The organism is Corynebacterium capitovis DSM 44611 (assembly GCF_030440535.1).
GTDB classification, from domain to species: domain Bacteria; phylum Actinomycetota; class Actinomycetes; order Mycobacteriales; family Mycobacteriaceae; genus Corynebacterium; species Corynebacterium capitovis.
The window spans coordinates 905,466-919,398 of sequence record NZ_CP047117.1 but is presented as its reverse complement, the minus strand read 5'-3'; the positions used below and the strand labels follow the sequence as shown (position 1 = coordinate 919,398).

General features: G+C 63.3%; 14 protein-coding genes. 2 read left to right on the top strand and 12 right to left on the bottom strand.

Annotation, left to right across the window (positions count from 1 at the left end):
- Window positions 1-2: 2 nt before the first annotated feature.
- From map to dxr, 5 genes are read right to left on the bottom strand one after another with little or no spacing between them, the layout of a single operon-like run.
- Complete coding sequence (map, locus tag CAPI_RS04500; protein WP_040356545.1) at window positions 3-869, bottom strand: type I methionyl aminopeptidase; 867 nt, start codon at window positions 867-869, stop codon at window positions 3-5.
- 10 nt (window positions 870-879) lie between these two features.
- Complete coding sequence (locus tag CAPI_RS04495; RefSeq protein ID WP_018016852.1) at window positions 880-2,727, bottom strand: penicillin-binding transpeptidase domain-containing protein; 1,848 nt, start codon at window positions 2,725-2,727, stop codon at window positions 880-882.
- A 9-nt stretch (window positions 2,728-2,736) separates the two neighbouring features.
- Window positions 2,737-3,900 (bottom strand): flavodoxin-dependent (E)-4-hydroxy-3-methylbut-2-enyl-diphosphate synthase, encoded by a 1,164-nt coding sequence (gene ispG, locus CAPI_RS04490; protein ID WP_018016851.1) that lies wholly within the window; start codon window positions 3,898-3,900, stop codon window positions 2,737-2,739.
- 20 nt (window positions 3,901-3,920) lie between these two features.
- Complete coding sequence (locus CAPI_RS04485; RefSeq protein WP_018016850.1) at window positions 3,921-5,126, bottom strand: M50 family metallopeptidase; 1,206 nt, start codon at window positions 5,124-5,126, stop codon at window positions 3,921-3,923.
- Window positions 5,126-6,274 (bottom strand): 1-deoxy-D-xylulose-5-phosphate reductoisomerase, encoded by a 1,149-nt coding sequence (dxr, locus tag CAPI_RS04480; protein WP_018016849.1) that lies wholly within the window; start codon window positions 6,272-6,274, stop codon window positions 5,126-5,128. The genes CAPI_RS04485 and dxr overlap by 1 nt, the downstream gene beginning before the upstream one ends.
- 123 nt (window positions 6,275-6,397) lie before the next feature.
- On the opposite strand from dxr, the gene CAPI_RS04475 reads away from it, so the two are divergent.
- Window positions 6,398-6,817, top strand: a complete 420-nt coding sequence (locus CAPI_RS04475) for a DUF2631 domain-containing protein (protein WP_018016848.1) — start codon at window positions 6,398-6,400, stop codon at window positions 6,815-6,817.
- Here the strand turns inward: CAPI_RS04475 and rlmN are convergent.
- The 6 genes from rlmN to rpsB form a co-directional block, all read right to left on the bottom strand.
- A complete protein-coding gene (rlmN, locus tag CAPI_RS04470) occupies window positions 6,814-7,920 on the bottom strand; it encodes a dual-specificity RNA methyltransferase RlmN (protein WP_018016847.1) in 1,107 nt (368 codons plus the stop codon). The genes CAPI_RS04475 and rlmN overlap by 4 nt on opposite strands.
- A gap of 43 nt (window positions 7,921-7,963) precedes the next feature.
- A complete protein-coding gene (locus tag CAPI_RS04465; RefSeq protein ID WP_018016846.1) occupies window positions 7,964-8,827 on the bottom strand; it encodes a phosphatidate cytidylyltransferase in 864 nt (287 codons plus the stop codon).
- A gap of 34 nt (window positions 8,828-8,861) precedes the next feature.
- Window positions 8,862-9,419, bottom strand: coding sequence for a ribosome recycling factor (gene frr / locus CAPI_RS04460; RefSeq protein WP_018016845.1), 558 nt, complete (start codon window positions 9,417-9,419; stop codon window positions 8,862-8,864).
- Window positions 9,420-9,477: 58 nt separating this feature from the next.
- Window positions 9,478-10,161, bottom strand: coding sequence for a UMP kinase (gene pyrH, locus CAPI_RS04455; RefSeq protein ID WP_051059697.1), 684 nt, complete (start codon window positions 10,159-10,161; stop codon window positions 9,478-9,480).
- Window positions 10,162-10,383: 222 nt separating this feature from the next.
- A complete protein-coding gene (tsf, locus tag CAPI_RS04450; RefSeq protein ID WP_018016843.1) occupies window positions 10,384-11,202 on the bottom strand; it encodes a translation elongation factor Ts in 819 nt (272 codons plus the stop codon).
- Between the two features lie 181 nt (window positions 11,203-11,383).
- Window positions 11,384-12,241: a 30S ribosomal protein S2 gene (rpsB, locus tag CAPI_RS04445; RefSeq protein WP_018016842.1), complete on the bottom strand. Its 858-nt coding sequence runs from the start codon at window positions 12,239-12,241 to the stop codon at window positions 11,384-11,386.
- 290 nt (window positions 12,242-12,531) lie between these two features.
- Here rpsB and CAPI_RS04440 point away from each other — a divergent pair, with 290 nt between their 5' ends.
- Window positions 12,532-13,014, top strand: a complete 483-nt coding sequence (locus CAPI_RS04440) for a M23 family metallopeptidase (RefSeq protein WP_026157024.1) — start codon at window positions 12,532-12,534, stop codon at window positions 13,012-13,014.
- A 5-nt stretch (window positions 13,015-13,019) separates the two neighbouring features.
- On the opposite strand, the gene xerA is transcribed toward CAPI_RS04440, so the two are convergent.
- A complete protein-coding gene (gene xerA / locus CAPI_RS04435; protein ID WP_018016840.1) occupies window positions 13,020-13,916 on the bottom strand; it encodes a site-specific tyrosine recombinase/integron integrase in 897 nt (298 codons plus the stop codon).
- Window positions 13,917-13,933 lie beyond the last annotated feature (17 nt).

Genomic DNA, 13,933 nt, shown 5'->3' with positions numbered 1-13,933 from the left:
GCTTAGACCGTCGGCAGCGTGAGAATGTCGTTTCCCGAGTCTGTGATGACGATCGTGTGTTCAAACTGCGCAGTGTACTCACCGTCGAGGTTTTGCACGGTCCAGTCGTCATCCCAGATCCGGTACGGCAGGGCTCCCAGGTTGATCATCGGTTCGACCGTCAACGTCATACCCGGCTCGAGGATCGTGCGGTATACATCGGAGTCGTAGTGGAGCACAACCAGTCCGTTGTGGAACGTCGGACCGACACCGTGTCCCGTGAAATCTGTGACCACGTTGTAGCCGAAGCGTTTCGCATAGGACTCGATGACGCGCCCAATAACGTTGATTTCACGGCCGGGCTTGGCCGCCTTGATGCCCCTCATCGTTGCCTCGTACGTGCGCTCGACGAGCAGGCGGTGGCGCTCCTCTACCTCTCCGGCGAGAAACGTGGCGTTGGTGTCGCCGTGAACGCCGTTTTTGTAGGCGGTGACGTCGATGTTGACGATGTCGCCTTCCTCAACCACCGTCGTGTCGGGGATGCCGTGGCAGACGATCTCGTTGAGCGATACACAGCAGGACTTCGGAAAATGGCGGTAACCCAGACAGGAAGGGTAGGCGCCGTGGTCGAGCATGTATTCGTGTGCAATGCGGTCGATCTCGTCCGTCGTGATACCGGGCGCAACAGCGGCCCCAGCGACGGCCAGCGCGTTCGCGGCGATTGTCGACGCTTCCCGCATCTTTTCAATCGTCTCGACGGTTTGCACAAACGGCTCCCCGACGTTTTCCTGCACCTCGTCCTTCCACGCGTACTCCGGCCGCGGTATTGACGCGGGAACGGTACGAATAGGGGTGGGGGTACCAGGTGACAATAATCCTCGACGGTTCATGTGCTCAATGCTAGTTCGGTGCGCTTTGCCGGGACGCGTCGAGGTTGAGGAACATCCGGTTTGTCGCCGCGACGGCCGATTCGGACCCGCCTCCAAGCACGATCAGGGTGGCGAAGGCGATGTCGTCGTCGACCCGGTACCCGGTAAACCACGCGTGGGAGCCTTGGTTTATTTCGGCTTCTCCGGTCTTGCCGCGGATATCACCGCCCGCGCTCATCCCCGCTGCAGTCCCGCCCGGTGCGGTCACTGCGGCCATCAGCCGTCGCAACTGCTCAATGGTTTCGGGGCGCGGCGGGTCGACCTGCTCGTCCACGTGCGTCACCTGGCCGTCAATCAAATAAGGCACCGGCATCGCGCCGCGCGCGGCCGTGGCGGAGACGAGCGCCATCCCAAAGGGGCTGGCGAGGTCCGCGCCCTGACCGTACCCTGCCTCAGTGCGTTCCAATTCCTCTTCCCCAACAGGAATGGAACCGGTCAGAGTGTCAATGCCCGGAATCGTCATATCCACACCGAGCCCAAATTTCTTGCCGACGTCCTTGAGCTGCCCCGGCGCCAACTGGGTCGAGATGTCTGCGAACGTCGTGTTGCACGACCGCGCAAAGGCACTCTGCAGGGGCACATTTCCGAGCGAAAAACCCGCGTAATTCGTCACGATCCTTCCGTAAATGTTCATCGATCCCGGGCAAGGCACGATCGAGTCTGGGTTGAGGCCCTGCAGCTCCATTCCGGCCGAACCCGTGATGATTTTGAAAGTGGACCCTGGCGGGTACTGGCCCATCGTGGCGAGGTTTCCCTGCTTGTCGGCCGCAGGAGTCTGCGCCACGGCGAGTATCCCGCCGGTTGACGGGCGAAGAGCCACGATCATTGCCTGCTGTCCTGCAAGGGGCTCAAGTGCCGATTCCGCGGCCTTTTGCACCGCGTAATCCAAGCTGATGTGCACCGCAGGGGCGGGGCGCGGGCTCTCGCCGGCGAGTTGCTCGAGAGCCCCGCCATTTTCATTGACGATGTTCACGCTCCACCCCGCGTCACCCTGGAGCTGGTCACGCACCAGGTCGCCCACGCGGGATACGATGTCAGGCGCGAAGTCGGGGTTGACGGTCACCATCGCCGCCTCTTCGTTCAGGCGCACCCCCGCCACCCCGTCAAGGGCCTGACGCACAGTCGGCTGCGCGGCCGAGGACACGACGGCTGCCGAAACTTCGCTTTTTTCCGACGCCACGGCGCCCGCCAACCATGCCTCATCGAGCTCAGGAACTGACGCGTCCACCGCGCGGGCCTGCGTCAGCGCCGCCGACACGCGCGAGGCCACGGCTTTCGGGTCGCCTGCGGCGGCCGGGTCCACCAATACCCGGTACGCGACCCCCGGCCGCACCAGGTCCACCCCGTCAGACGACACTGCGCTGGCCTGGTCCGCCGGAACGGACCGCAGCTCGAGGTGTTGGCCAGAGCCAAGGCGCGTGTTCAGAACCGCCGGCTGCCAGCGCACTGTCCACGTGTCCCCGGCCCGCGTCAAGGTCATCCGAGCGTCGGAGGAGAAATGGCGCTCCCGCGGTAAATCCCACGTCAGCGTGTAATCGACCGTGGCCACGTTCCCCTGCTGGCTGACCTGAGCGATCGTGTAGTCCATGCCCTCGGCCTGAAGACCATCCCACGTAGCGTCGACGGAAGTCGACGCGGTGCCGGGGTCGTCGACAAGCGAGGACATGCTTCCCGTGTCACGCTCCGCCACCGCATCGAGGAAATCTTCTGCCGTGGGGCCGGCCTCTTCGGGTTTGGGGGTGCAGCTCGGAAGGGGACCGAGCGCAAGGGCCGCGGCAAAGCCGAGCGCCACTACCCGCTTGTGCGTCGGGATACTCACAGGCTGGGCCTAAATCGTCACTTTGACGTCAGCTTTCGCCCCCGCGATTTCCTCCAAGCCCTCCTCCTCGGCGATGCGCAGCGCGTGAGCAATCAGCGTTTCGACGATCTTCGACTCGGGCACGGTGTCGACCACCTCACCCTTGACAAAGATCTGTCCCTTGCCGTTACCGGATGCGACTCCCAGGTCCGCGTCACGCGCTTCACCGGGGCCGTTGACGACGCAACCCATCACGGCGACGCGCAGGGGGAACTCCATGCCTTCCAAGCCAGCCGTCACTTCCTCCGCCAGCTTGTACACGTCCACCTGAGCACGTCCACAGGAGGGGCACGACACGATCTCGAGCTTGCGGGGCCGCAAGTTCAGCGACTGCAGGATTTGGTCGCCGACCTTGATCTCTTCAACGGGGTCCGCCGACAGGGAAACCCGAATGGTGTCGCCGATGCCCTGCGACAGCAGCGCCCCGAAGGCGACCGAAGACTTAATCGTGCCCATGAACTTCGGCCCGGCCTCGGTCACGCCGAGGTGCAGCGGGTAGTCCGTTACCTCGGCGAGCTGCCGGTACGCTTCGACCATGAGCACGGGGTCCGAGTGCTTAACGGAAATTGCGATGTCGCCGAAACCGTGCTCCTCGAACAGGCCGGCCTCGTAGACCGCGGATTCCACCAGCGCCTCTGGGGTCGCCTTCCCGTACTTCTCCAACAATCGCTTGTCCAGCGATCCGCCATTGACGCCAATGCGGATCGGGATGCCGGCGTCACTGGCAGCCTTGGCCACCTCTTTGACGCGGCCGTCGAACTCTTTAATGTTGCCGGGATTCACGCGCACGGCAGCGCACCCAGCTTCGATCGCGGCGAAGATGTACTTCGGCTGAAAGTGGATATCCGCGATCACCGGGATCGGGGACTTCGCCGCGATGGCGGGCAGCGCTTCGGCATCGACCGTCTTCGGGCATGCCACTCGGACGATGTCACATCCCGCCGTTGTCAACTGCGCGATCTGCTGCAGCGTCGAGTTGATGTCGTGGGTCTTGGTCGTCGTCATCGACTGGACCGAGATCGGGTGTTCCGAGCCAACGCCCACTCCCCCGACCATCAACTGGCGGGTCTTGCGCCGGGGCGCGAGTGTGGGCGGCGGGCCGTCGGGGAGCCCGAGAGCGATCGGCTGGTTCATAGCCTCACACCTTAGCACCGCTACCCGAACACTCTGACCGGGTTAACCACGTCTGCAACCATCACGATGGCGCCCACGATGAGCAGCGCCGCCGCCAATGCGTAGGTCAGTGGCATTAGCCTGCGATAGTCCACCGCACCTCCCGGCGCGAGGCCCCGGGCGCGGCGGACACCATCGCGCAGCTTCTCGTACACGATGACAGCAATGTGTCCGCCATCGAGAGGGGGCAGAGGCACCAGATTGAACAAAGCGAGGAAGAAGTTGAGGGATGCGAGCATCATCCAGAACGCCACCCACATGTTGCGCTCAGCCAACTCTCCGCCTGCGCGCGACGCCCCGATCACGCTCACCGGCCCCGCCTCATCTCGCTGAGCGCCAAAGACGGAGGCGACAACACCCGGAATCTTCGCGGGGAACGAGGCGATGCCTTCGACCGTGGACCCCAGCATCTGCGCGGACAGGCGCAGGGAAGCAGGAACTGCCTCGAGGGGGCCGAATCTCTTTGTCGCGTCAGCGACGGGACGACTTGAGACTCCGATCGCTCCCGCCTCGTAGCGCTGCCCGGAGGGATCGAGGCGCACGACCGTATCTACGACGACGGGGACATCGATCTCGGCCCCATCGCGTTCCACCTTTAACGCAATCGTGGCCCCGGGGCGTTCCTGGACGTACGCGCGGATCTCGGTGAACGCTCGGACGGGGTGCCCGTCGACAGCAAGAATGCGATCGCCCGACATAATCCCGGCCTTACCGGCGGGCCCGGTCCCCTCGCAGGGCGAGAGCGTGTCGTGATCGACCTGATCCGACGTGCACGAAACCTTGCCGACCGTGGGGGTGAAATCGGCGTAGGGGTTGGGTACCGCAGCTGTCGCCGCCGTGCAGTAGATGATCATGAAACCGAGGAAAAGATTGACAACCACACCGGCCACCATGACGATCACGCGCTGCCACCACGGTTTGCGGTACATCGCGCGCGGGCGTTCCTCCGCAGTGAGCGGATCCTGCGGGGTCATGCCCGCGATATCGCAGAACCCGCCAAAGGGCAGCGCAGCCACGCCGTAGGTGGTCCCTCCCCGTCGCAACTGCCAAATGGGGGGCCCGAAACCGACGAAGAACCGGCGCACATGCATCCCGCAGGACCGAGCGGCAATCATGTGTCCGGCCTCGTGCAGGGCAATAGTCGCGGCGATGCCTAACGCGAACAGGAGGACGCCCACGGCCGCCACTAGCGTCCCCACTTTCTGACCAGGCGTCGGGCCTCTGACCGAGCTTCGTCTTCTACGGCGACGACCTGCTCGAACGACTCGGGGTGGGCCGAGGTCCCGACCTTAGCCAGCACCTCGAAAACCGCATCAACAATGCGCGGGAACGCAAGGCCGTTAGCGATAAAGGCCGCGGCGGCCTCCTCGTTGGCCGCGTTATAGACGGCCGGGGCGAGCCCCCCGGTCTCTGCGGCAGCGCGGGCCAGCGTGACTGCGGGGAACGCCTTGTCGTCTAGCGGCTCAAAATGCCAGTCGAAGCACTGCGAAAAATCGAGGGCAGGCTGTGCGCCGCTCACTCGGTGGGGCCACGCAAGCGCGTGTGCGATAGGGAGAGCCATGGAAGGCGGCGAGGCCTGGGCGATCGTCGCCCCGTCGGAAAATGTCACCATCGAATGAACGATGGACTGGGGGTGCACGGTGACGTCGATAAGCGAGGGTGCAACGTCGAACAGCAGGACGGCCTCGATGAGCTCCAGACCTTTGTTGACCAGCGTGGCTGAGTTGAGCGTGTTCATCTGCCCCATCGACCACGTGGGGTGGGCCGCGGCTTGCTCGGGCGTCACGTCCCATAGATCCTCGCGGCGACGGCCTCGGAAAGGCCCACCGGAAGCAGTCAACACGAGGCGGGCCACCTCACCGCGCGCACCGGAGCGAAGACATTGAGCGATTGCGGAATGCTCCGAGTCCACCGGGACAATTTGGCCCTCCGCGGCCCGCTGCGTTACCAGGCGCCCGCCCGCCACTAGCGATTCCTTGTTGGCCAGGGCCAGCGTCGCACCCGTCTCTAGCACGGCCAACGTTGAGGCCAAACCAAGCGAGCCAACAAGCGCGTTGAGCACCGTGTCTGCCGGTTGGGCTCGCACCAGGTCCACAGGATCACGCAGAACCGATCCGCCGAGTGCATCGGATACCTGGGCCGCCGCAGCCTTGCGGGAGACGGACACTTGCCCCGGGCCAAGCCCAAGGACACGCGCCTGCTTTACGACGGCGGCTGGGTCACTGCCACCGGCGGCGATGCCTACAACCCGGAATGAACCGGGGTTGGCCGCAACGACATCGAGGGCCTGGGTGCCTATCGAACCCGTCGACCCCAGAATCAGTACGTTTCTCACTCGGCCATTGTGCCTTACAGAAAGGGGTGATTATTTTGGGGGTAGTGGATCACACGCCCCCGGGCTGGTGTGGGAAGATGGTCGGAGATATCGGTTCGATCGGCCTTTTCTAAGGAGACTGCAGTGGCGCAATCGGCTCAGGGCAACAAGGCACCCCAGGTGTACAACGGGGTCTCGGAGGCTGACGTTCCCTCCGCCAAGTTCGGCTGGAGCGAGCTCACCCCGGGCGCAATCCACATCGCCGGGTGGATCTCAGTTCTTATCCTCGTGGCGTACAACTTCGGTAATCACCGTGGCCACGTGGAAACGATTTGGCTGGTTGCCCTTGCGGTCCTCATCGCCCTCGGCCTGATCCTTTTCGCCGTGCGCCCCAAGCTGAACCAGGTGCGCACCGTGACCGCCCACAACAAGCCGACGGGCCACCAAGAGCCGGACTGGGCCTACGACCAGGCCACTCTTTCCGGCGCTTACGCCGACCTTGATGAGCGTTCGCTGCGTGCGCTCAACATCGACCCCCAGCGCGTTTCCCACTTAAGGGGTTAAGCGCCCTCTCGCTCGTCCGCCGCCAGCTGACCGCAGGCGGCGGCAATTTCTTGCCCTTTTGTATCACGCACGGTGCACGTGACTCCTTGTGCCCGGACACGGCGCACAAACTCATCCTGGCGAGCACGCGGCGACGCGTCCCACTTCGACCCAGGGGTCGGATTCAAGGGAATCAAGTTGACGTGAACGAGGGACCCCAGGGCGTCGTGAAGCTTCTTGCCCAGCATGTCGGCGCGGAAATCCTGATCGTTGATGTCCCGGATCAAGGCATACTCAATGGACACTCGCCGACCGGTTCGATCGGCGTAGTAGCGCGCCGCGTCCAACACGTCGGCCACGGGGAAGCGGTTATTCATAGGGACAAGCTCGTCGCGAAACTCGTCGTCCGGAGTGTGCAGGGACACGGCGAGGGTACACGAGAGGTCCTCATCCGCGAGCCTGCGGATCTGGGGAGCGAGCCCGACCGTCGAGACAGTCACGTTGCGTTGGGAGATCCCAAACCCGTCCGGCGCCGGGTTTGTAATCTGGCGAACTGCCGAGACGACGCGGTTGTAGTTCGCCAGCGGCTCCCCCATCCCCATAAACACCACGTTGCTGAGACGGGAACCCTCGCGCTCCATCGTCGACGCCGCTTCCCGAACTTGGTCAACGATCTCTGCCGTCGAAAGGTTTCGGTCTAGCCCGCCCTGCCCGGTCGCGCAGAACGGGCACGCCATACCGCACCCCGCCTGAGAGGAAATACACAAGGTTGCCCGACCCGGGTAACGCATGAGGACGGACTCAAGCAAGATGCCGTCGTGGAGACGCCACAGCGTCTTCGTGGTATCGCCCTCGTCGGTCTCTACCGCGCGCACGGGAGAAAGCAGCGTGGGGAAAATCGAGTCTTTCACCAGCTCGCGCTGAGCGGCGGGCAGGTCGGTCATCGTGAGCGGGTTGGCTTCGAACTTGCCGTAGTAGTGTCGCGCGATTTGGTTGGCGCGAAACTTGGGCAAGCCTAGCTGGCCCAACGCCTCAACGCGTTCGGTAACGGATAGGTCAGCAAAGTGCCGCGGCGGCATACCGCGCTTCGGCGCAAGCAGCTGGATGTGGGGAAAATCGTTCATGTCGTTCCCCATCTTTGCACGTCACCGCGCCGTGGGCGAATCCCTACAAATCCGAGACAACAGTTATCACCGTCAGCACGAGCCACGTCGATGCCGCGGCTGGGAGCAACCCGTCCAAGCGATCCATCAAACCCCCGTGACCTGGCAGGAGCCCAGACATGTCCTTGATGCCGAGCTCCCGCTTGAACTGGCTCTCCACCAGGTCGCCCATCGTTGCACAGACAACGAGCGCGACCCCAAGAAGGACCCCCCACCACCAGGGGCCGTCGAGAAGAAAAACGACGACGACCACCTCCGCAGTCACGCCCAGAAGAACGGACCCCGCGAACCCTTCCCAGCTTTTGTTCGGGCTGACCGCGGGGGCCATCGGGTGGGAGCCGAACATGACGCCGCTGACGTACCCACCGATGTCAGACGCGACCACCCCGAGAGCGAAGGTGAGGATGAACAACCCGCTGTCCCTGTCGCCGTCGACAAGAGAGATCATGGCGGCGAAAGAACCGAAAAGCGGGATCCACGAGAGGACAAAGATGCCCACGGCGGTGTCCCGCAGGTAGTTTTCCGGTTTCTCGTGCCGGCCGTTGTGAAACAGCCGGTTAAACATGAGGAAGAGCACGCTGAGGGAAAACCCCGACACCAAACCCGTGACCCCGAACCGGGACGAGGCCCATAACATAGCCTGCCCGAGAATGATGAGCAGGGTGCGGGGTTGCCGATACCCGGCCTCACGCAAGCGGGTGAGCACCTCCCACATCGCCAACGCCACCGCGGCCGCCACAAGCGGATACCAGGCGCGGGGACCCACCCAGGCGGCGAGAAGCACCAGCGCGCCGAGCGTCACACCCGTCGCGATTGCTTGGGGGAGGTTTCGCCCCGCCTTGTTCCGAGGCTTGGGAAAGGTTGTCACCGGTTGCTCTTTCTGGGCGTGGCCGTTAGGGAGGTTAGACCTCCATCAATTCCGCTTCTTTGCGCGAAACGAGCTCGTCTACCTGGGCGACGTACTGGGCCGTTGTCTTATCCAGTGCCTTTTCCGCTGTGGTGACTTCGTCTTCTCCCGCGTCGCCGTTCTTCTGGATCTTCTTCAGGGACTCCATCCCCTGGCGGCGCACGTTGCGAATGGCGATCTTGCCCTCTTCACCTTTTTGCTTCGCCTGTTTCACCAAATCGCGACGGCGCTCTTCCGTGAGCTGCGGGATAGTCACGCGGATGACCTGACCGTCGTCCGTGGGGTTGACGCCCAGATCCGAGTTCCGGATTGCGTTCTCAATCTCCCTCAGCGTCGACATGTCGTAAGGCTTGACCAGGAGCATGCGCGGTTCCGGTACGGAAATTGTGGCCATCTGGGTGATCGGCGTGGGCGCTCCGTAGAACTCTGCGATCACGCCGTTGAACATGGCGGGATTGGCCCGGCCCGTGCGGATAGTCACCAGCTCGTCGCGGGTGTGGTCGACGGAGTTGCTCATGCGCTCCTCGGCGTCCAAAAGTACGTCATCGATCATGGGGGTCCTCACTTCGCTTTCGGGAACGGGTCCAATTTACCAGGGCGGTTTCAGGCGGCTAGCGCACGAGTGTGCCGATGCTCTCCCCGGCCACAGCGCGCGCGATGTTGCCCTCTTTCAGGAGATTGAACACGAGGATCGGCATGTTGTTGTCCATGCACAGGGAAAAGGCGGTGGCGTCTGCGACCTTCAAACCTTTCTCGATCACCTCGCGCGGTGTTACCTCTGCGAACAAGCGCGCGTCGGGGTTTGACCGGGGGTCGGCGTCGTACACGCCGTCTACTGCCTTGGCCATCAGGAGGACATCGCAACCGATTTCCAGGGCCCGCTGAGCTGCCGTCGTATCGGTCGAGAAGTAGGGCATGCCCATGCCCGCTCCGAAAATGACCACCCTGCCCTTTTCGAGGTGGCGAGAGGCCCGCAGAGGCAGATAGGGCTCAGCGATTTGGGCCATGTTGATAGCCGTCTGCACCCGGCAATCGACTCCCTTCTGCTGCAGGAAGTCCTGCAGGGCGAGACAGTTCATGACAGTGCCTAGCATGCCCATGTAGTCGGAACGCGCCCGATCCATTCCGCGCTGCTGGAGTTCCGCGCCGCGGAAGAAGTTGCCGCCGCCGATGACAACCGCAACCTCCGTACCCGACCGAGCCACCTCAGCGATCTGGGTTGCCACGCTGTCGACTACATCGGGGTCGATCCCGACGTTTCCGCCGCCGAACATCTCTCCCCCGAGTTTGAGCATGACGCGCTTATACGCACCGGTCCCAGGTCGCTCCTCCGTCTGGGCAGCGGGCGGGGTTGCTGGCACTTCAGCCACGAGCAGGTCTCCTTTTCCTCAGTAATACATATGGCATTCTTTGGCGCTATACCTCGGGAATACGCCTCAAGATACATTCAAGGGAAATCATAGCGAGGCGCGGAAAACGCCCCGCACCTCTCAGGGCGGGGCGTTCGTTTACGGTCCTTAGGCCTGGCCGACCTCGAAGCGGGCGAAGGCGGTGACCTCAATGCCGTTTTCATCGGCAAACTGCTTGACCGTCTTCTTGGAGTCGGCGAGCGAGGGCTGATCCAAGAGGACAACGTCTTTAAAGAAGCCTCCCATGCGCCCCTCAACGATCTTGCTGATCGCCGCTTCCGGCTTGCCCTCGTTGCGGGTGATTTCCTCCTGCACCGCGCGCTCCTTCTCGATTACCTCAGCCGGGATATCCTCCTGGCGAAGGTACCGAGCCTTCATCGCGGCGATCTGAAGAGCAACCTGGTGCGCAGCATCGGCGTTGTCACCGGTGTAGGCCACCAAGACACCGACAGCCGGCGGCAGGTCGGCAGAACGCTGGTGCAGGTAGTGCGCCAGGTTCTCACCCTCAAGAGTCGCGGCACGGCGCAGCTCGAGCTTCTCCCCAATCTTGGCGGAAAGACGCTCGAGGACGTCGTGCGCGGTCTCACCGTTGACGTCGGCGTTAGCCAACTCTTCCGGGGAGTTCGCCCGAGCTGCGGCTGCCGCAGCAGCGATCTGATCCGCAACGTCCTTAAACTCCTGGTTCTTAGCCACGAAATCGGTCTCGGAGTTGATCTCCACGATGGTGTTGCCGGAGACGGCGATCAAGCCCTCCAGAGCGTTGCGCTCGGCGCGCTTGCCCACGTCCTTGGCACCCTTGATACGAAGGATCTCAACGGCCTTCTCGAAGTCACCGTCGGTTTCTTCCAGCGCCTTTTTGCAGTCGAGCATGCCGGAACCAGTGGTTTCGCGCAGCTTCTTTACGTCTGCAGCGGTGTAGTTCGCCATAAGGGGCGATCCTCCTCGTGTCGGAACGTAGCAGCCCCCTATTTTTCGGGGCCGACTCTCTTGAACGGTTTACAACAGTAGCGGACGGCCGGTGGTCCGGCATGCCCGGCTACAGCACGAAGCCCGCGCCTGTTCGCGGCCGACGATGGCCAAAGCTGAACATGACGCGGGCGGAGAAAGACTAAGCCTGGGGAGCTTCCGCTGCAGCGGTCTCGACGGACCCCTCAGCTTCAGCGGCTGCGGGGGCCTCGAGGGCCTCAGTGCTCTCAGTGGTCTCAGTGGCCTGGGCAGACTCCTGAGGGGCGGCGCTGTCCCCAGCGGCCTCACGAGCGGCAGCGAGCTGACGCTCTTCGCGCTGCTGCTTGCCGGCCACGATCGCCTCGCCCACGATGTGGGTTAGCAGCTTGACTGCGCGAATGGCGTCGTCGTTGCCCGGGATTGGGTAATCGACCACGTCCGGGTCGCAGTTCGTATCAAGGATGGCGACCACCGGAATGCGCAGCTTCTGCGCCTCGGCAACAGCGATGTGTTCCTTGTTCGTGTCCACGATCCAGAGTGCCGACGGGGCCTTGGTCATGTCGGAGATACCGCCGAGAACGCGTTCCAGCTTGATGCGCTCGCGGGTGAGCATCAGAACTTCCTTCTTGCCGCGGCCTGCGTAACCGTCCTCGGCCGCGTCCATGGCCTGCAGCTCTTTCATGCGGGCGATGCGCTTGGAAACGGTCTGGAAGTTCGTCAGCATGCCACCCAGCCAGCGGTGGGTCACGTACGGCATCCCGACCCGCTCGGCCTCTTCCTGGATTGGCTCCTGGGCCTGCTTCTTCGTACCGACAAAGAGGACGGTGCCGCCGTGCGCAACCGTCTCTTTCACGAATTCATAAGCTTCGTCGATGTAGGTCAGCGTCTGCTGCAGATCGATGATGTAGATGCCGTTGCGGTCGGTGAAGATGAAACGACGCATCTTGGGGTTCCAGCGACGCGTCTGGTGGCCAAAGTGCACACCCGCGTCGAGGAGTTCGCGCATGGTAACAACTGCCATGGGAAGTATCTCCTTCGGAGAAGTAGTTCGGTTGATGTGGTACTGCGCGGGGTTTTATCCCGCGCCCTGGCACCGGGCCAGCTCCGCACCCCGCCGCGTAGAGCGGGGACCGTTGCTGAGCTGGGTTTTCTCGGCGCGCGAAGTCAGTCATAAGACTGCCGGGTAAAGTGTAGTCGGCGCTGGGGCGTTTCGCTAATCAGACCTCGGGAGTATCCACATACCCGGGTTTATCCACAAGGCCCTTGCTTTTTGACGGCCACGTGGCCGGTCCATCCATTACAACGGGCGGCATGCGAGTTCTCAGAGCACTGGCCGCGGCTGCCGTTGTATGTGTGACCACCGCCCCCAGCGCGCATGCCTGGGTCGACCCGACGACTGGCGCACCGTCCGCGCGGCACGTCACAAAGAGCGCAGAGATACCCCGACAGAACTGGCTGCCCGGTCATCGTGGTGTCGATTTAGGCATGGAGCCGGGAGCGGAGGTGCGATCTAGCGGCCCGGGAGTCGTCGCCTTCGCGGGCACAGTTGCCGGAGTCCCCGCGGTCTCGATCGATCACCCGGGCGGGATACGGACGACTTACCAGCCGGTTCACCCGCGTGTTGAAACGGGAACCATAGTCGAAGAAGGTCAGGTCATCGGCATGCTCGGGCACTCCCCAGAGCACGACGGTCTGCACTGGGGTGCTCGCACGGGGCCAGATTCCTACATCAATCCGTTGACTTTGCTGGCCGCGCCCACAATCCGCCTCAAGCCGGTGGGGGCAGCTCGCTAGGCACGCTAGGCCCTGGGGTGCGCCTGGCTGTACGCATTCTTGAGACGCTGGGCAGATACGTGCGTGTAGATCTGGGTCGTCTGCAAACTCGAATGCCCCAGCAGCTCTTGAACAACGCGCAGGTCCGCGCCGCCTTCGAGCATGTGGGTAGCGGCACTGTGGCGCAGCGCGTGAGGGCCCACCCTTGCGGTTCCCGTTCGCGTTGCAGCCCGCTCCACGACGCGTCGTACCTGTCGCGGGTCAATGCGCCGACCCCGCGACCCCACGAACAAGGCCTCCGGGTCGCGGGTGAGTTCATGACGACCGCCGGCTAGCCATGCGCGGATGGCCTGCGCCGCCTCGTGCCCAAAAGGGACGACTCGCTGCTTGCTGCCCTTTCCCGTTACTTGCACCACGCCTCGGTCCAAGTCGACATCTCGGACGTTCAACCCGCTCAGCTCCGCAACCCTTATGCCGGTTGCGTACATCAACTCAAGCATCGCTCGGTCTCGCATTCCCTCGGCCCCGTGGGACTCGTCGTTGATCTGTGCTTCAACTAGATCCGTGGCCGACGCTTGGCTCAACACCTGAGGCAGCGGGCGGTTTATTTTGGGAGATTTCAGTCGCGCCGCCGGGTCGGAGGGCACATAGCCCTGTTTATACGCCCAGGCGGAGAACGCCCGAACCGACGCGGATCGGCGGGCGAGCGTAGAGTTTGCCATTCCCCGCCCCACAGCGTCGGACAACCACGCGCGTAGGGTCGGCAGCGTCAGCTGCTCGAATGACTGCGCGAAGGGAAGGAGCGTAACCAAATCCGAGCGGTACGCCTTCACCGTGGCGGGAGAGCGCCCATCAACTAATTCGGAGTGCTCCGCGAAATCCTCAATGGCCTCAGCAAGCTGGCACGACTGGGATCCGCTCATGTGAAAGATGCTACCCC

What these genes read in the sequence shown, in the direction of transcription:
- rpsB (WP_018016842.1), bottom strand. Translation starts at nt 12,241, where the DNA reads ATGGCAGTTGTTACCATGCGCGAACTCCTCGACGCGGGTGTGCACTTT.
- CAPI_RS04440 (WP_026157024.1), top strand. Translation starts at nt 12,532, where the DNA reads ATGCGAGTTCTCAGAGCACTGGCCGCGGCTGCCGTTGTATGTGTGACC.
- xerA (WP_018016840.1), bottom strand. Translation starts at nt 13,916, where the DNA reads ATGAGCGGATCCCAGTCGTGCCAGCTTGCTGAGGCCATTGAGGATTTC.
- pyrH (WP_051059697.1), bottom strand. Translation starts at nt 10,161, where the DNA reads ATGCTCAAACTCGGGGGAGAGATGTTCGGCGGCGGAAACGTCGGGATC.
- map (WP_040356545.1), bottom strand. Translation starts at nt 869, where the DNA reads ATGAACCGTCGAGGATTATTGTCACCTGGTACCCCCACCCCTATTCGT.
- rlmN (WP_018016847.1), bottom strand. Translation starts at nt 7,920, where the DNA reads ATGAACGATTTTCCCCACATCCAGCTGCTTGCGCCGAAGCGCGGTATG.
- ispG (WP_018016851.1), bottom strand. Translation starts at nt 3,900, where the DNA reads ATGAACCAGCCGATCGCTCTCGGGCTCCCCGACGGCCCGCCGCCCACA.
- tsf (WP_018016843.1), bottom strand. Translation starts at nt 11,202, where the DNA reads ATGGCGAACTACACCGCTGCAGACGTAAAGAAGCTGCGCGAAACCACT.
- frr (WP_018016845.1), bottom strand. Translation starts at nt 9,419, where the DNA reads ATGATCGATGACGTACTTTTGGACGCCGAGGAGCGCATGAGCAACTCC.